Annotated in this window: 15 protein-coding genes; 2 read left to right on the forward strand and 13 right to left on the reverse strand. The window is 62.5% G+C overall.

Annotated features, from left to right (window positions below; translation table 11 throughout):
* Positions 1-993, forward strand: a complete 993-nt coding sequence (locus tag Q0Z94_RS00525; RefSeq protein ID WP_298065860.1) for a pseudouridine synthase — start codon at positions 1-3, stop codon at positions 991-993.
* 63 nt (positions 994-1,056) lie between these two features.
* Here the strand turns inward: Q0Z94_RS00525 and Q0Z94_RS00530 are convergent, their stop codons facing one another.
* From Q0Z94_RS00530 to Q0Z94_RS00580, 11 genes are all read right to left on the reverse strand, one after another.
* Positions 1,057-1,278 (reverse strand): TraR/DksA family transcriptional regulator, encoded by a 222-nt coding sequence (locus Q0Z94_RS00530; protein WP_298065862.1) that lies wholly within the window; start codon positions 1,276-1,278, stop codon positions 1,057-1,059.
* A gap of 161 nt (positions 1,279-1,439) precedes the next feature.
* Positions 1,440-1,937 (reverse strand): YhcH/YjgK/YiaL family protein, encoded by a 498-nt coding sequence (locus tag Q0Z94_RS00535; protein WP_298065865.1) that lies wholly within the window; start codon positions 1,935-1,937, stop codon positions 1,440-1,442.
* A 99-nt stretch (positions 1,938-2,036) separates the two neighbouring features.
* Positions 2,037-2,462 (reverse strand): aspartate carbamoyltransferase regulatory subunit, encoded by a 426-nt coding sequence (locus Q0Z94_RS00540; protein ID WP_298065867.1) that lies wholly within the window; start codon positions 2,460-2,462, stop codon positions 2,037-2,039.
* Between the two features lies 1 nt (position 2,463).
* Positions 2,464-3,378, reverse strand: coding sequence for an aspartate carbamoyltransferase (pyrB, locus tag Q0Z94_RS00545; RefSeq protein ID WP_298065869.1), 915 nt, complete (start codon positions 3,376-3,378; stop codon positions 2,464-2,466).
* Between the two features lies 1 nt (position 3,379).
* Positions 3,380-4,021, reverse strand: coding sequence for an orotate phosphoribosyltransferase (gene pyrE / locus Q0Z94_RS00550; RefSeq protein ID WP_298065872.1), 642 nt, complete (start codon positions 4,019-4,021; stop codon positions 3,380-3,382).
* A gap of 99 nt (positions 4,022-4,120) precedes the next feature.
* The gene (gene pyrF / locus Q0Z94_RS00555; RefSeq protein ID WP_298065874.1) at positions 4,121-4,831 is read right to left on the reverse strand and encodes an orotidine-5'-phosphate decarboxylase; all 711 of its coding nucleotides are present in this window, start codon (positions 4,829-4,831) and stop codon (positions 4,121-4,123) included.
* The gene (locus Q0Z94_RS00560; RefSeq protein ID WP_298065876.1) at positions 4,828-5,742 is read right to left on the reverse strand and encodes a dihydroorotate dehydrogenase; all 915 of its coding nucleotides are present in this window, start codon (positions 5,740-5,742) and stop codon (positions 4,828-4,830) included. The genes pyrF and Q0Z94_RS00560 overlap by 4 nt, the downstream gene beginning before the upstream one ends.
* Positions 5,730-6,467, reverse strand: coding sequence for a dihydroorotate dehydrogenase electron transfer subunit (locus tag Q0Z94_RS00565; RefSeq protein ID WP_298065878.1), 738 nt, complete (start codon positions 6,465-6,467; stop codon positions 5,730-5,732). Before Q0Z94_RS00565 ends, Q0Z94_RS00560 begins: the two co-directional genes overlap by 13 nt.
* A complete protein-coding gene (locus Q0Z94_RS00570; protein WP_298065883.1) occupies positions 6,464-7,753 on the reverse strand; it encodes a dihydroorotase in 1,290 nt (429 codons plus the stop codon). The genes Q0Z94_RS00565 and Q0Z94_RS00570 overlap by 4 nt, the downstream gene beginning before the upstream one ends.
* 90 nt (positions 7,754-7,843) lie before the next feature.
* Positions 7,844-9,049, reverse strand: coding sequence for an aspartate aminotransferase family protein (locus tag Q0Z94_RS00575; protein WP_298065886.1), 1,206 nt, complete (start codon positions 9,047-9,049; stop codon positions 7,844-7,846).
* 90 nt (positions 9,050-9,139) lie between these two features.
* Positions 9,140-12,127 carry an AIR synthase-related protein gene (locus Q0Z94_RS00580; RefSeq protein ID WP_298065889.1) on the reverse strand — a complete coding sequence of 996 codons (2,988 nt, stop codon included), beginning with the start codon at positions 12,125-12,127 and terminating at the stop codon, positions 9,140-9,142.
* 184 nt (positions 12,128-12,311) lie between these two features.
* On the opposite strand from Q0Z94_RS00580, the gene Q0Z94_RS00585 reads away from it, so the two are divergent.
* The gene (locus Q0Z94_RS00585; protein WP_298065891.1) at positions 12,312-12,938 is read left to right on the forward strand and encodes a nucleoside triphosphate pyrophosphatase; all 627 of its coding nucleotides are present in this window, start codon (positions 12,312-12,314) and stop codon (positions 12,936-12,938) included.
* 25 nt (positions 12,939-12,963) lie between these two features.
* Here Q0Z94_RS00585 and Q0Z94_RS00590 read toward each other — a convergent pair whose 3' ends face one another.
* A complete protein-coding gene (locus tag Q0Z94_RS00590) occupies positions 12,964-14,367 on the reverse strand; it encodes an MATE family efflux transporter (RefSeq protein WP_298065894.1) in 1,404 nt (467 codons plus the stop codon).
* 140 nt (positions 14,368-14,507) lie between these two features.
* Positions 14,508-15,836, reverse strand: coding sequence for a TolC family protein (locus tag Q0Z94_RS00595; RefSeq protein ID WP_298065896.1), 1,329 nt, complete (start codon positions 15,834-15,836; stop codon positions 14,508-14,510).
* Positions 15,837-15,901 lie beyond the last annotated feature (65 nt).

Below are 15,901 nucleotides of genomic sequence, written 5' to 3' on the forward strand. Positions count from 1 at the left end.
ATGCCCTGCTGGACGGTTCTTCCCGAAGAAGAGGGCCTGCGGCTCGACCATGTGCTCCAACGGCTGCTGCCGGACATCGGGCTGCGGGGCCGCCGCCGCGCCTGCGCATCGGGACTGGTTACGGTGAACGGCCGCCCCGTACGGGAAGCCTTCAAAGTCCGGGCCGGGGACCTCGTGGAAACCATGCCCGAGCAGCCCTTGCCTCCGGCAGATGAGACCGCCGGCAGCGCCGCTCTTTCTGAAGATGCAGCCCGCGTTCTCAAGATCCGACCGCCTCTGGCTTTTCTGTACAAGCCTGCCGGTCTGCACAGCGTCTCGCTGGCGGGCAGGCCCTGTCCCAGCCTCGAACGGCTCCTGCCCCGCCTCCTGGGAGTCCCCAAAGCTCTGCTGCTGAACCGCCTGGACTGCCCCACGTCGGGCATCGCTGCGGCGGCGCTGGACAACCGGGGAGAAGCCCTCTACCGCGAAGCGGAAAATGCGGGCCGTCTCGAAAAGCGTTACCTGGCCCTTCTTGAAGGAGAACTTCCCGAAACGCTTCTTGCGGACATGCCGCTGAACTGCAGCGGCGGAAAACATGTCCGCGTTCTGTCCGCCCGCGGAGCTGCTCCCCTGCGTCAGACTCTCATCACGCCTCTGGCTCTCCTGGACGGCTCGGCGCTCAAGCCGCTGACCGCACTCCTGCCCATCCTCAAAAAGGGACGCCCTCCCGCAGCTGTCACCCTGGCTGGATGCGTCATCGCCAAGGGAGCGCGTCACCAGATTCGGGCGCACTGCGCAGCGCTGGGTTTTCCCCTGCTGGGCGATCGCCGCTACGGATCCTGCCTTCAGCCTGAGGACGGCGAACGCTTTTTTCTGCACCACGCGCTTCTGTGCCTGCCCGGTCTGCGCATCCAGGCCCCTGTTCCGTGGCTCGCCGCTCTGGAAGCAGCAGCTCCCGGTCTCAGCCTCCGCATCACTGACTGGCTCGCCCTCCCCGCGGGGACACACACGTAAAAAAGACGCCGCGTTCCGAAGAAAACGGCGTCTGCCGGGGCATCCTCATATCATTCTTTTGTGCTACAGGCGTTCCCGCTCACGCTCCTGCTGACAGGCAAGGCAGAGTCCTACGCCGGGAATGGCCTTGAGCCGCGCCTCAGGGATAGGCTCTCCGCACTCCCGGCAGCAGGGTTTGCCGTCAATCCACTCCGGGCCTTCCTGAAAGTCCATCTGAACCGCCTGACGTACCGCGGCCTCACGTTCGATGCGTTCAAATTCCGTAGCCTGATCAAAAACATCCATAAATTTCTCCTGAATATCGGCCGTACCCTCCGATTCCGGGGGCAAGACCGGACGTGTCCGGACGTCTGAAAACTTTCTTCCGGCGGGCGTTGGTATCTCCGCAGAAAGAGAGACAACGAACCCCGGCAGGGATCGCGTCTCCAAAGCTGAGGTTTTGCTGTTTACCGAAGACAGGACGGTGCCAGAAGCCTGTCTGCGGGGATCTTGACGACCAGTTTCCTTACCCTGCCGCCGCCCGCCTTCACGCCGGGCATATGAGCCTCTCCCGGCAGGATAAGCGCGAACAGGCCGGGCACAAGATGCACCCGCGTCCCTTCGGGCTGCCGGGCATAGAACACGAGGTCGCGCCCGGCGTCGTTCTCCGTTTCGGTTTCGCCGCCGCAGAGGGGAAGGACTTCGAGATACTCATCCCCTTCGAGTACAGCCTGGATATCAGCCATGCGCATATGGCTCTCATAGCGGGCCTCCGCTCGTTCACGGAGCGTATCGACCTTCACCGTGGCCGTGGCGCCTCCGTTTTCCACGCCTCCCGCCAGCGGATAGACGCCCTCTGCAAGTCCGCCGGCTCTGCCAATGAGTTCCAGAAGCTCCGGCATGAGCCTGTCCCAGAGCGGGCCCAGCGCGTAGTCCCGGCCGCAGGCAAACGTATCAACGATCATCGTTCTGCCTCTCCTCTCCCGCAGGAGGGGATCCCCGTCCTGCATGATGTGCAGAATGCGCGGCCTGCGGAGCCTTGTCAAGATCTGCGGCGGAAAAGCTCAGGCGCGGCCTTTGGCCCTGGTCTCACAGTAGATGCAGCGGTAAATACGATTCTCCTTGTCTGTGAGCTTGAAGATGTGCGGCAGTTCCTGTTCCGTAGAGGTGATGCAGCGGGGATTCTTGCAGCGGATCACGTTCTCCACCCGCTCCGGCAGTTCAACACGGAATTTTCGATCCAGTTTGCCATCGCGTACAATGTTCACCGTGATTCCGGGATCCACATAGCCCAGAACATCGAAATTGAGGTCGATGATTTCATCGATCTTGATGATGTCCTTGCGCCCCATCTTGCGGCTGCTCACGTTGCGAAGCAGTGCCACGGAGCATTGCAGACTGTCCAGACCAAGGATGTTGTACAGCTCGAGACTGAGTCCGGCGCGGATATGATCCAGAACTATGCCGTTGGATATGGCGTCTATGACCATGCTAGTCCACCTCCAGCAGTTTCAGGATGAGCGCCATGCGTATGTACTTGCCATTCAGCACCTGCCGGAAATACGCGGCCCTCGGGTCATCGTCCACAGCCACGGAGATCTCGTTCACTCTAGGCAGCGGGTGCATGATGCACAGATCCTCACGGGCGGTTTCGAGCTTGGCCGGAGTGAGGACATAGCTGTCCTTGAGGCGCACATAGTCGGCTTCGTTGAAGAAACGCTCCCTCTGGACGCGGGTCATGTAGAGCACGTCCAGCGCAGGCATGGTGGCGGCAAGATCCGTCGTCTCCTCGTAGGGGATGCCATTGCGCTCCATGATGTCTGTCTGAATGTACCCGGGAAGGCGCAGTTCATCCGGAGAAATGAGCACAAACTTCACTCCGGCGTAACGCGACATGGCCGCGATGAGCGAATGGACGGTGCGGCCGAACTTGAGATCACCGCACAGCCCGATGGTCAGATTTTCAAAACGGCCCTTCTCGCGCCAGATGGTGAGCAGGTCGGTCAGCGTCTGCGTGGGGTGATTGTGGCCGCCATCGCCCGCATTGATCACCGGCACCGTGGCGCGCATGGAGGCCACCAGCGGCGCGCCTTCCTTGGGGTGACGCATGGCAATGATGTCGGCAAAGTAGCTCACCACGCGCACGGTATCGGCCACACTCTCCCCCTTGGCCGCGGAGGAACTCTGTGCTTCGGAAAAGCCCAGCACGCTTCCGCCAAGCTCGTACATGGCCGCCTCGAAGCTGAGGCGTGTGCGCGTCGAAGGTTCGAAAAAGAGCGTGGCCAGCTTCTTGCCGCAACACTTCCGGGCGTACCGGTCAGGATGCGCGATGATGTCCAGCGCCGTGGTCAGAAGCTCGTCGATCTCCCCGGTGGTCAGGTCGCGGATGTCGATCAGGCTTTTCATGTCACGCTCCTCTCCAGCTCTCGTCCGCGGGATTGTCGCGGAAGGCGATGAGTCTGGCCACGTCCTCCCTGCGGATATAGCCGGTCTCGGCGGCTACGCGGGCGATGACGTCGAAATTGGTCAGGCTGACGTTCTTCACGTTCGCCACGGTCAGACGCTCCAGCCCCTTCTTCATGCCGTAGGTGAAGATGCTGGCCACCCCCAGAACTTCCGCTCCGGCGCCGCGCAGCACCTCCACAACTTCCAGCACACTGCCTGCCGTGGAAATGAGGTCTTCGATGACGACCACCTTCTGGCCGTGTTCGAGCCGGCCTTCTATCTGGTTGCCGCGGCCGTGATCCTTGGCGCTGGAACGTACATAGCCCATGGGCAGGCCCATGATGTGCCCCACGATGGCGGCGTGGGCGATGCCGGCCGTGCTGGTTCCCATGAGAACCTCGCAGCCGGAATAGTGTTCCTTCACCACTTCGGCCAGAGCGTTTTCCACCCTGCCGCGCACGGCAGGGGCCGTCAGTGTCAGCCGGTTATCGCAGTACACCGGGCTTTTGATGCCGCTGGCCCAGGTGAAAGGCTCGTCCGGCCGAAAAAACACGGCCTTGATGGACAAGAGGTCTTCGGCGATCCGTTTTTCACGCGCTTCCATACAGGTCTCCTTTCAGCCGTTCTCGGCGGGACACATGCTTTTACCCTCCGGCGAACAAGCGTGGATGATTCTCGATAACGCCTCCGGCGGTCCGGGAAACTAGCCCAGAAACTCCGCCACGCAGCGGCGGTAGGCGGCCACAGGGTCTTCCGCCTGAGTGACGGGACGCCCCACCACAATGAAGTCCGAACCCAGCTCGCGGGCCTTCGCAGGCGTAGCCACCCTTGCCTGATCGCCCTTCTCGCCGCCCGCAAAGCGCACACCGGGCGTCACGGTAAGGAAGTCCCCGCCGCAGACCTCATGAACCCTGCCCGCTTCCAGCGGGGAACAGACCACGCCGTCCAGCCCCGCACGGCGGGCGTTGGCGGCGTAGTGCATGACGACTTCCTCCAGCGGTCTGTCAATGAGCAGTTCCGAACGCATACATTCCTCACTCGTGGACGTGAGCTGGGTCACGGCGATGAGCAGCGGTCTCGTGCCGTCCGCCCGTGTCAGCCCCCTGAGACCTTCGGCCATCATCGCGATGGCTCCAGACGCATGGACGTTGCACATATCCACATCCAGCGATGAAAGGACGGCGAGTGCCTTGCGTACCGTGTTGGGGATGTCGTGGAGCTTGAGATCGAGGAAAATGCGGTGGCCGCGGGCCTTGATCGTGCGCACGATGTCCGGCCCTTCGGCGTAGAACAGTTCCATGCCGATCTTCACGAAGGGCTTTTCCTCGTGGAAAAGATCCAGAAAGTCCAGCACTTCCTTTCTGCCGCTGAAATCGCAGGCTACGATAACGTCCTTTCCGGGCATAGCGTTCATCTGTGCGCTCCTCCGATAATGTCTTTCAGGGAATCCATGCCGTACTGCCGCATCACATCGGGCAGCTCTTCCAGAATTTTCGGGCAGGCCCAGGGATCTGTCAGGTTGGCGGCCCCCACTTCCACGGCCGTGGCTCCGGCAAGCATCATTTCAATCACATCGCGGGCGCAGGACACACCACCCATGCCGATGATGGGCAGCTTCACGGCCTCATAGACCTGATAGACCATGCGCAGGGCAACAGGCAGAACGGCACTCCCGGAAAAACCGCCCATGGTGTTGGCGATGACGGGTCTGCGGGTGTGCAGATCGATGCGCATGCCCAGCAGCGTGTTGATAAGGCTGATACCGTCCGCTCCAGCGTCCGCGCAGGCTCTGGCAATGACGGTGATGTCCGTGACATTGGGGCTGAGCTTGATATACACGGGCTTGGTGGTGACGGCTTTCACGGCCCGCGTCACAGCGGCCGCGGCCAGGGGATCGGTGCCGAAGGTGATGCAGCCGTCATGAACGTTGGGGCAGCTTATGTTCACCTCAATAAGCCCTACCTGCTCTTCTTTGTCGATGCGGGCGCAGGTCTCGGCGTATTCTTCCACGGAAAAACCGCCGATATTGGCGATGACTTTCTTATGGAAGCAGCGTTTCAGCCTGGGCAGCTCCTCGGCTATGACCCTGTCGATGCCGGGGTTCTGCATACCCACGGCGTTGATCATGCCCGCAGGACATTCCGCGATGCGGGGCGTGGGGTTGCCGAAGCGCGGCTCCCGCGTCGTGCCCTTGAAGGAAAACGTGCCCAGCATATTGATGTCGTACAGTTCGGCAAATTCATAGCCGTAGCCGAAGGTACCGCTGGCCGGAATGACGGGGTTGTCCAGAGTCCAGCCGCTGAGGTTCACTTTCAGATCTGCCATCCCAGAACCTCCTTCGGAAACACCGGACCGTCCTTGCAGACGCGGCGGCTGCCCTCGGTGGTCATGATGCTGCACCCCATGCACGCGCCGAAGCCGCAGCCCATGCGCTCTTCAAGGCTGAACTGGCCGGGGATGCCCTGTGTCGCCCCATAGAGAGCCTTCAGCATGGGCATGGGACCGCAGGCAAAAACGTGGGTGCAGCCTTCGGGCAGAGCCGCCGTCACGAAGCCTCTGACGCCGAAGCTGCCGTCCACGGTGGTCACGGTAACGTGCGCCCCAAGCTCCTCAAATTCGCGGACGTAGAACATCTCTTCGGCCCGGTTGAAGCCAAGCACCACTTCCGGGCGCGTCCCCGCGGCAAGCAGAAGTCTTGCCAGACGGTACAGCGGAGGCACACCCACACCGCCGCCCACCAGCAGGGGCCGCTCCCCCGCTGCGGACGGATCGAAGCCGCGGCCCAGGCCACAGAGAAGATCCAGACGCGCTCCCGCCTTCAGTGCGCTCATGGCCTCGGTGCCCCGGCCCACGATCTTGTAGATGAGCGTGAGTCCTTGGCTGTCATAGTCGCACACGGAAATGGGACGGCGCAGGAAACAGCCGTCCAGCGCTATTTCCACAAACTGCCCGGGGGAAGTCAGGGATGAGGTGTCCCCTTCGAGGCGCAGAAGATACACGTCCTTCGTGAGCGCCCGATGTTCCGTCACCGTATAGATACCTTGTTTCATATCTGCTCCAAGGCTGCCGCGCCGTCCTCTTCCCAGACGGATTCTCCATTCACCACCGTCAGCACGCACTGCCCCGCAAGACGGCAGCCCGCAAAGGGAGTGGCCCGTCCACGGCTGAGGAAACGAGAGGGATCCACGATCCATTCCCGATCCAGATCGAACACGGCGAAGTCTGCGGCCTGCCCCTCCTCAAGGGGAGAACCCAGCCCGAAGCGCCTTGACGGCTGCTCGGCCATGAGTTCCACCAGCCGCTCCAGTGTAAGCAGCCCTTTTTTCACGAAAAAAGTGTTCATGACGGCAAAGGCCGTTTCCAGCCCCACCACGCCCATGGCGCTGCCCTCAAGGCCGCGGTTCTTGGCCGAGGCTTCATGCGGCGCGTGATCCGTGGCGATCATGTCGATGGTGCCGTCAAGCAGGCCCTCGATGAGCGCGGCGCGGTCTTCAGCCGAGCGCAGGGGAGGATTCATCTTGAAGCGCCCGTCCTCCTGAAGGTCGGCGTCCGTGAAGACCAGGTAATGCGGGCCGGTCTCGCAGGTGACGTCCACGCCCTGGGCCTTGGCCTTCCGGATAAGCGCAACGCTTTCCTTCGTGGAGATATGGCAGACGTGGTAGCGTGCCCCGGTTTCGCGGGCCAGCCTGAGATCGCGGGCGATCTGCCCCCATTCGCTCTCGGAACAGATTCCGCGGTGTCCGTGGGTGTGCGCGTAGCTGCCATCATGGATATAGCCGCCGTGCAGAAGTTCGTTAACCTCGCAGTGTGCGGCCAGAATCTTGCCCAGGCGGGCGGTTTCCTGCATGGCCGCGCGCATCACGGATTCATCCTGCACGCCGCGGCCGTCATCGCTGAAGCCTGCCACCAGCGGGGCCATGGCCTCCATCTGCGCAAGTTCCGCACCCTTTTCACCCACGGTGATGGCTCCGTAGGGGCGCACATGCACCACGGCATCGCGGGCGATGGCGTCAAGCTGCACCTGAAGATGTTCGGGAGCGTCCGGGACGGGGTTCAGATTGGGCATGGGGCACACCGTGGTATAGCCGCCGTGAGCGGCCGCCAGCGTCCCCGTGCGTATACTTTCCTTGCACAAAAAACCCGGCTCCCGCAGATGCACATGCACATCCACGAGGCCGGGAACCATGCAGTATCCCCGCAGGTCTCTCTCGGGCACGTCTCCGAATGCGGGGAGATTCCGCCCCAGGCGTTCGATCCTGCCACCCCTGATGAGAACATCGAGCTGTTCAAAGCCGCTCCCGCGGTAGACGCGGGCGTTCCTTAGAACACCGTCCATGCACACTCCTTTCGGCTTTGCCCCCGGCGGGACCGGAAGCGGCCGTTTTCCCCCACGGCGGCCCGGCTCGCAAAGAGCCGGGCGAAGCCGTCACACTCCCTGACGCAGGATGTTTTCCAGGGCGTCCGCCACATCGGCAAGATCGCTCTCGTCGATGGTCAGCGCCGGCAGGAAGCGCAGGGTCGAACCATAGGTAAGATTGAGAATGAAGCCCTTTTCCAGAAGTTTTTCCCAGACCTTTTTGGCTGCGTCCTGAGGCATATCGAGCTGAACGCCGATGAGCAGGCCCTTGCCGCGCACATCGGCGATGGCTCCGGGCAGCCTCTCGCCCAGAGCGCGGAAGCGGGCGCGGGCACGGTCGCCAAGCTCCGCGGCGCGTTCCGCCAGATGGTCGCGTTCCATGATTTCAAGGACCTTCAGCCCCACAGCCGTGACCAGGGCGCCGCCGCCAAAGGTGGTGGCATGACTGCCGTAGTCAAAACCCTGAGCCGCCTCATCCGTGGCCATCATCGCCCCAAGAGGCAGACCGTTGGCCATGGACTTGGAGCTGGTGAAAATATCAGGCTTCAGACCGAAATGCTGAAAGCTCCACCACCTGCCGCTGCGGCACATGCCGGCCTGCACTTCATCGCAGAGTAGCAAAACACCGTGACGGCGGCAGATCTCTGCGAGACCATCGGCGTATTCCTGCGTCACGGGGAAAATGCCGCCCTCGCCCTGAACGGCCTCGATGAGTACCGCCGCCGTGCTGGGCCGTATGGCCTTTTCCAGCGCATCAAGGTCGTTCCACGGCACGCGGCCGAAGCCCGCGGGCAGCGGCTCAAAGCCCTCCACATGCTTGCCCGTGGCGGCAAGTGTGGCCATGGTGCGGCCGTGGAAGCAGTTCTCCAGTGTGATGACCTCCCAGGCATCGCGTCCCTTCACCTCTTTCTGGTAGCGCCGGGCCAGCTTGATGGCAGCCTCGTTGGACTCAGCACCGGAATTGCAGAAGAAGACCTTGCCCGCGTGACTGGTGGCGAGGAGCTTTTCCGCATAGTCAAGCTGCTCTTCCTGATAGAAAAGGTTGCTTACATGGATGAGCTTGCGGGCCTGCTGCGCCATGACTTCCGCAAGTTCCTCGTTGGCGTGGCCGAGAGCGACCACGGCGATACCGCTGAGAAGATCCACATATTCGCGGCCGTCGATGTCCCAGAGCCGGGAACCCTTGCCCCGTACCACGGAGACCGGATACCGTGAATAGGTCCTGCACATGAATGCCCTTTCCCGTTCCTTCAGTCTTTCAAACGCTTCGCTCATTGTCTTTCCTCTCATGGCGCGGAGACTCGCCAAGGCACATCAGGCCGCACAGCCCGAAGCGCCGCGGACGCCCGCGCCGTCAGCAGCAGTTTACCAGTCCAGCGTGCTCTTGAACGCCTTCGCCAGGGCCTCCACTTCACAGGAAAACAGCGTTTCGCCGCCGTCCTTCACCACAAGGCGGGAGCAGGAGCAGACGTCGCCGAGGCGGGAGGCGTCGCTGCCGAACAGCGCCTCGAAAGCCGCGGTCTTTTCCGCAGGTACCGTGATCAGAAGCCGGCTGGCAGATTCGCTGTACAAGGCTTCAAGGTGGCTCAGCTCCTCGTCGGAGCGCACCCGGGCGAGATCGACACAGGCTCCGAGACGCCCGCCCAAAGCCATTTCCGCCAGTGCCACGGCGAGTCCGCCATCGGACAAATCGTGGCAGGCCGAAACCAGCCCTTCGCCGATAGCCTTGTACACCTTGCGGTAGCGGGCAAGGGCTGACGCTGCGTCCACCTTCGGCACGCGGCAGCCCCGAAGCCCAAGTTCACTTGCAGCTTCGCTTCCAGCCATTTCGCGGCGGGTTACACCGAGGAGGTAGACGGCATCCCCGGACTTCTTGAAATCGCTGGTCATGGCCTTGCTCACGTCGGGCATGACGCCGATGACGCTGAAGAGTACCGTGGGCGGGATGGAAATCTTCACATCGCCCCAGGAGTAATCGTTCTTCATGGAGTCCTTGCCGGAAATGCACGGGCAGCCGTAGGCTTCGCAGAATTCGGCAAGAGCCTGACAGGCGCGCACGAGCTTACCCATCTTCTCACGGCCGTCGGGCGTCTTGGGAGACTCCACGGGGTCGCACCAGCAGAAGTTGTCCACGCCGGCCATGCGGTCGGGGTCGCCGCCCGCGGCCACGGCGTTGCGCACTCCTTCATCAATGGCGTTGGCGAGCATCCAGTAGGCGTCGTAGTCGCTGAACTTGGGGCAGATGCCGTGGCTTAAGACCACGCCTCGATCGCTGTCCAGACGCGGGCGGAGCACGGCGGCGTCGGCCGGACCGTCCCGCTTCACCCCCACCAGAGGCTTGACCACACTGCCGCCGCGCACTTCGTGGTCGTACTGGCGGATCATGTATTCCTTGGAACAGATGTTGAGACGTGCCAGCATTCTGGGCAGCAGCGCTTCAAGTTCGGTATCGGGCAGGGAAAGGCGCTCTTCTCCCGCCTCGCGCTCCTCTTCCCAGCAGGCGTTGAGGTGCATCTGCGGCAGGCCGTGGTGCATGAATTCCATGTCCAGAGCACAGACCGGCTTTTTGCCGTAGGTCACGCAGAGCTTGCCGGAGTCGGTAAAGCGGCCGAGGCAGGTGGCCTCCACGTCCATATGCCTGGCCAGCGCCAGAAATTCTTCCAGATGTTCCTGCGGCACGGCGAGGGTCATGCGTTCCTGAGCCTCGGAAATGAAAATTTCCCACGGGCGCAGGCCGTCATATTTCACAGGGGCCAGAGAGAGGTCGATCTCGCAGCCGCCGGTGTCCTCCGCCATTTCGCCCACAGAGGAAGACAGTCCGCCCGCGCCGTTGTCGGTAATGGCGTGGTACAGGCCCTTGTCCCGTGCGCGGATAAGAAAATCGTACATCTTGCGCTGCGTGATGGGATCGCCGATCTGGACGGCCGTGGCCGGAGAGCCTTCGTGCAGTTCTTCCGATGAGAAGGTCGCGCCGTGGATGCCGTCCTTGCCGATACGCCCGCCGGTCATGACAATGGCGTCCCCCGGCAAAGCCTTCTTGTAGTAGCCGGGCTTGCCGTGCAGCTCACGGGGAAGCATACCCACGGTGCCGCAATAGACCAGAGGCTTGCCCAGATAGCGTTCATCGAAGACCACGGAGCCGTTCACCGTAGGCACGCCGGACTTGTTGCCGCCGTCTTCCACGCCCTTGCGCACGCCTTCCATGACGCGGCGCGGGTGCAGCAGGCGGGGCGGCAGCTCCCCCTTGTAGAAGGGAGAGGCGAAGCAGAACACGTCGGTATTGCAGACGAGTTCCGCGCCCATGCCCGTACCCATGGGGTCGCGGTTCACGCCCACGATGCCCGTGAGCGCGCCGCCGTAAGGGTCGAGGGCCGAAGGGCTGTTGTGTGTCTCGATCTTGATGCACACGTCGTAATCATCGTTGAAAGCCACCACTCCGGCGTTGTCGGAAAACACGGAACGGCAGTAATCGTCCTTGCCCCGGCTCTCACGGATACGTTTGGTCGGCTTCTGGATATAGGTCTTGTAAAGGTTGTCTATCTCCTGCTTCTCGCCGGTGGTTCTGTTTTCCAGCGTCACGCGGGAGGCGAAGATCTTGTGCTTGCAGTGCTCGGACCAGGTCTGGGCGAGAACCTCCACTTCCGCATCGGTGGGATCGGCTTCAAGTCCGTAGTTTGCGCGGCCGGCGCAAACATCCGGACGGGCGAACCAGTCGCGGATGGTCTTCATTTCTTCAAGAGTCAACGCCAGGGTATGCTCGCGGCTGTAGCGCATGAGCGCTTCATCGTCCATGGCGGAGAGCGGCACCACGGCCACCTCGTCACAGGCGGAACCGGACACCGCCGCGGCCTGTGGCTCGAAGCCGGGGCAGTCCCTCCATTCTTCGCCGCTCTTCAGACGATAGCGCTGGATGAGTTCGTTGCAGAGCATACCTTTCGCGATGCGTTCCGCGTCCTCACGCGAGAGCGCCCCCCAGAAGTGATACTGCGCCGACGTGTACACCGCCAGAGAATGGCGGTCGCGGCCGAGCACCAGAGCAGCCGTGTCTCTGGCCGTGCGGCCTTCATTATCGGTGACGCCGGGGCGGAAGCCCACTTCCACAATCCAGTCGGCGTTCGAATCCACCGGGCTGAGGGACGCCTGCTGAAGGACCGGGTCGTGCAAAGCGCCCTGCCGTACCAGCTCCTCCACTTCCTCGCGGCGGGCGCCGCTCACCGTAAAGACCTTGACCATGCGTGCCTGTTCCACGGGGATGGACAGGGCCTCGCCAATTTCATGAGCCACTCTGCGGCCGATGGGATCGGTGTGGCGCGGATGGACGCCAACTTCTATGCGAAAAAGAGCTTGCGACATGTTTTCTTCCGTGGTTTCTGCCTGCGCCCAGGCGTGAAGGACGCAGGTATCCTACACTATTTATAACCGCTCGCCAAGAGCGCAGTGCGGCGCTTCCGGGATTGATTTTTTCTCCGTGCGCGCTACTCTGCCGGGAACCGGGCGGACAAGCCTCCGCTCCATGCTTCCCTTCTGAGGAATAACCATGCCCGCATCCGCCTTCCGCACACTTCGCCCCCTGATCCTGGCTTCCGGCTCTCCGCGCCGCCGCGCCTTTCTGAAAAGCCTGAGCATAGCCTTCGCCGTGCTCCCCGCCTCCTGTGCCGAACCGCGCCCTCTGCCCGGCGAAGATCCCCGCGACTACACCGTCCGCACCGCGGAAGCCAAGGCCCGCGCCGTGTTCCAGGACGTGAAGGTCCGGCTGGATCGTCCGGCCGTGCTCGCCGCAGATACCACCGTCATTCTGCGTCAGGAAGGCAGCGCCGAAATTCTGGGCAAGCCCCGCGACAAGGCCGAGGCCGTGGCCATGCTTTCAAGGCTCTCCGGCCGTTCGCATCAGGTAGTCACGGCGTGCTGTCTCATTGTGGACGGGAAGGTCGAAAACTTCGATGACACAGCGGAAGTGACCTTTGCCCGCTGGCCGCTCTCCGTGCTTGAAGCCTACGCCGACAGCGGCGACCCTCTGGACAAGGCCGGTGCCTACGGTATTCAGGACGGCGGCGCCTTCCTCGTCTCCGGAATCCGCGGTTCGTGGTCCACGGTGGTGGGACTGCCTCTGAACATGGTGATAGAGCGCCTGCTGAACGCCGGAGTTCTCGCCTTCAACGCCTGAAAAGCCGGACGAGATCCGGCCTCTCTCAAAAATGCCTGGGCTTGAAGAAGTCCGAAGGCGGCTTGCAGGTGAAATCCGTCTTGCCGCAGGGGTTATCCTCGGCCCGCAGCGATCCGAAAAGGATAAGCGAGGCCACCAGAAAACCGAGGAAGTCCGCAAGGGGCAGGCTGATCCAGACGCCGTCCAGCCCCAGGAAGAGGGGCAGCACGATGAGCGCGGGCACGAGGAAGAGCATCTGGCGGAGCATGGAGATGAGGCTGGCGATCTTGGCCTGACCCACGGACTGAAAATAGGTGCCGATGATGATCTGCGGTCCCACAAAGACGAAGAGCATACCGCTCAGACGCAGCGCGTGTTCGGAAGCCTCCACCAGCGGGCCGTAGTCGGTAAACATGCGCACGAACAGCCCCGGAACAAGGAGCGCCCCCAGCATACCCAGGAGCGTGACCGCCGTGCCCGCCATGAGTCCGTATCGGAGTGTCAGCCGCACACGGTCAGGCCGGTTCGCGCCGAAGTTGTAGCCGATGATGGGCTGCATTCCCTGCCCGAGGCCGACGACGCTCAGGCCGAACAGCATGACAAGACGGTTGACGATGCCGTAGGCCCCCACGGAGATGTCGCCGCCGTACAGAAGGAGTTCACGGTTGATGACCACGACCACGATACAGGCGCAGAAATTGATGAGAAAGGGGGCCATGCCCACGGACACGATGCGCTTCACGCTGCGGAGGCGGAGCTTCCAGATGCCCTTCTGAAAATGGATGAGGGTGGTTTTGCGGAAGAAATGCCATACCAGCCAGATGATGGACATGGCCTGTCCTGCGATCTGCGCCAGGCCCGCGCCCGCCATGCCCCAGCCCAGCCAGAAGATGAAGACCGGCGTGAAGATCACGATGCCCAGAGAGGAAAAGATGGCCGTCCCCATGGCCGTCTTGGGGTAGCCCGTGGCCCGCGCAAAGAAGTTGAAGCCCAGCATGAGGAAGGACAGCGGTGCGAAGATGAGCAGCGGCAGCATGAAGTCGCGGGCGAGTTCCAGTGTGTCCGCACTGGCCCCGAAGAACAGAAGCATGGGATCGAGGAAGACCCAGAACAGGAAGCCGACACCGATACTGGTTATGGCTTCGAGCAGCACGGAATGGCCGAGCATACTGCCGGCCTTCTCGTAATCCTTGCGGCCGAGTTCGATGGAGCAGAGAGCGGCGCAGCCCACGGCCACGAGCTGGCAGAAGGCCATGATGAGGTTGATGACCGGAAAGGTGACCGCCATGGCCGCCAGTCCCAGATGGCCAACGCCGTAGCCGATGTAGATGCCGGAGATTATCTGGTTGAAGGCCACGATAATCATGCCGACGATGGCCGGTATGGAATAGGAGAACAGAAGGCGCGGTATGCGCTCGGTCTCCAGGACGTTTGTATGCGCTGTGTTCATAGACAGCCCCTGTCCGCCGGGGTGAAAACAGAGAAGGATGACGCCGGCAGCACCATGGCGGAAGCATGTTCAGCGGGCGGGGATTTCCTTTTCTAGCACAAGGCGGGAGCGTTTTCAACCGAAGGGCCGCGGCGCCTGGTTCAGCCCGCGGATTCCCGGACGGAGACCACGGCTTCTTCCTTCAGATCCGGGTGAAGCTCACCCATGGCCTTGTAAAGCTGCGCGAGTGCCAGCAGACAGTCCGCACGCGAGGAAATTTCGGCAAGCTCCGCATCCGAAAGCGCGGACTGCGCCGTAAGCAGTTCGAGGTAGGAGCCGGACTGCACCTCGTAGCGCATTCGGGCGTCTTCGTAGGACTCGCGTGCACTGGCCACGGCGCGGCGTGCCACCTGCACCGAACGGAAGGCGTCCTGCGCGGAGAGCAGGCAGGAGCGCACAGTATAGGCGCAGTCGTTGATGGCCGAACGCACGGCGGCTTCAAGGGAAGCCACCTGCCGTTCCGCCTGACGGGTCAGATGGATGCGCCGCCCGCTGCTGAACAGTGTCCAGTCGATGGACAGCCCCACTTCGCCGTAGGAATAATCCTTCGATGTGTAGCGGCTGCCCGCGGCGTCCAGATGGCTGCCCGTGGTGGACCAGCCCGCCACGGCGGAAAGCTGCGGCCAGAAGGAGCTGCGCACGATGCCGAGATCCTTGTAGGCGATGTCCACGGAATTGCGCGCCATGAGCAGATCCGGCCGGTGCTGCATGGCCTTTTTCAGGCAGTCTTCCAGCGTGCGGTCAAAGCGCGGCAGGGAGAGGTCGCCCGTGTATTCGCCGCTCTCCGCGGACAGATCGAGCAGTGCCGCCAAGCGTGCCCGCCGGATCTCACGGTCGTTCTCGTGGCTGATGACGAGAGCTTCCACGCGGGCGACTTCCACTTCCGCCTGAAGTTTGTCCAGGCGCGGGCGCAGTCCTATGTTCCACGCCATCTTTGCCATGTCGAGCTGAGCGCGGGCGCGGGCAAGAGCACTCCTGGTACTGCGTATGCTCTCGCGGGCCCGCAGATAGGAAATGAACGCCTCCTGTACGGCCAGGGCCGTGTCCAGGCGCGCGGCCTCAAGCTGAAGGAGCTGCCGCTTTTCCTCGAGAGCGGCCTTCTGATAGGAATTGAGCAGATTGAAACCCGTGAACAGCGGCTGCGCGGCCGTGACGCTGAGCGTGGTCACGTTGGGTTCGTAGCGGGTCGGGCGATCCTTGCTGTAGCGCGAATAACTGTAAGATACTCCCAGGGAGGGACCGAAGGAGCTGCGTGCGGCCTCCCGCGCCGAAGCCGCCGCTTCCGAGGCAAGGTGTGCGCTCTCGATGCCGGGGTTATGCTCCAGAGCGCGCATGACCGCGCTCTTCATGGTGAAGTCCGCCGCTTTGACGGGAAACGGCAAAAGCAGTATACAGGCAGAAATTATGCAGAACAGCGGTCGGCCGGACATCGGGTTCCCCTTTTTCAGAAATTTATCCCAAAGGCCGGGCACTGTCTACATTTACGCCTTCTGCG

Source organism: uncultured Mailhella sp. (genome assembly GCF_947631555.1).
Taxonomy (GTDB): domain Bacteria; phylum Desulfobacterota; class Desulfovibrionia; order Desulfovibrionales; family Desulfovibrionaceae; genus Mailhella.

What these genes read in the sequence shown, in the direction of transcription:
- Q0Z94_RS00570 (WP_298065883.1), bottom strand. Translation starts at nt 7,753, where the DNA reads ATGGACGGTGTTCTAAGGAACGCCCGCGTCTACCGCGGGAGCGGCTTT.
- Q0Z94_RS00540 (WP_298065867.1), bottom strand. Translation starts at nt 2,462, where the DNA reads ATGGTCATAGACGCCATATCCAACGGCATAGTTCTGGATCATATCCGC.
- Q0Z94_RS00575 (WP_298065886.1), bottom strand. Translation starts at nt 9,049, where the DNA reads ATGAGCGAAGCGTTTGAAAGACTGAAGGAACGGGAAAGGGCATTCATG.
- Q0Z94_RS00530 (WP_298065862.1), bottom strand. Translation starts at nt 1,278, where the DNA reads ATGGATGTTTTTGATCAGGCTACGGAATTTGAACGCATCGAACGTGAG.
- pyrE (WP_298065872.1), bottom strand. Translation starts at nt 4,021, where the DNA reads ATGGAAGCGCGTGAAAAACGGATCGCCGAAGACCTCTTGTCCATCAAG.
- Q0Z94_RS00560 (WP_298065876.1), bottom strand. Translation starts at nt 5,742, where the DNA reads ATGGCAGATCTGAAAGTGAACCTCAGCGGCTGGACTCTGGACAACCCC.
- Q0Z94_RS00590 (WP_298065894.1), bottom strand. Translation starts at nt 14,367, where the DNA reads ATGAACACAGCGCATACAAACGTCCTGGAGACCGAGCGCATACCGCGC.
- pyrF (WP_298065874.1), bottom strand. Translation starts at nt 4,831, where the DNA reads ATGAACGCTATGCCCGGAAAGGACGTTATCGTAGCCTGCGATTTCAGC.
- Q0Z94_RS00525 (WP_298065860.1), top strand. Translation starts at nt 1, where the DNA reads ATGCCCTGCTGGACGGTTCTTCCCGAAGAAGAGGGCCTGCGGCTCGAC.
- Q0Z94_RS00585 (WP_298065891.1), top strand. Translation starts at nt 12,312, where the DNA reads ATGCCCGCATCCGCCTTCCGCACACTTCGCCCCCTGATCCTGGCTTCC.
- Q0Z94_RS00580 (WP_298065889.1), bottom strand. Translation starts at nt 12,127, where the DNA reads ATGTCGCAAGCTCTTTTTCGCATAGAAGTTGGCGTCCATCCGCGCCAC.
- pyrB (WP_298065869.1), bottom strand. Translation starts at nt 3,378, where the DNA reads ATGAAAAGCCTGATCGACATCCGCGACCTGACCACCGGGGAGATCGAC.
- Q0Z94_RS00565 (WP_298065878.1), bottom strand. Translation starts at nt 6,467, where the DNA reads ATGAAACAAGGTATCTATACGGTGACGGAACATCGGGCGCTCACGAAG.
- Q0Z94_RS00535 (WP_298065865.1), bottom strand. Translation starts at nt 1,937, where the DNA reads ATGATCGTTGATACGTTTGCCTGCGGCCGGGACTACGCGCTGGGCCCG.
- Q0Z94_RS00595 (WP_298065896.1), bottom strand. Translation starts at nt 15,836, where the DNA reads ATGTCCGGCCGACCGCTGTTCTGCATAATTTCTGCCTGTATACTGCTT.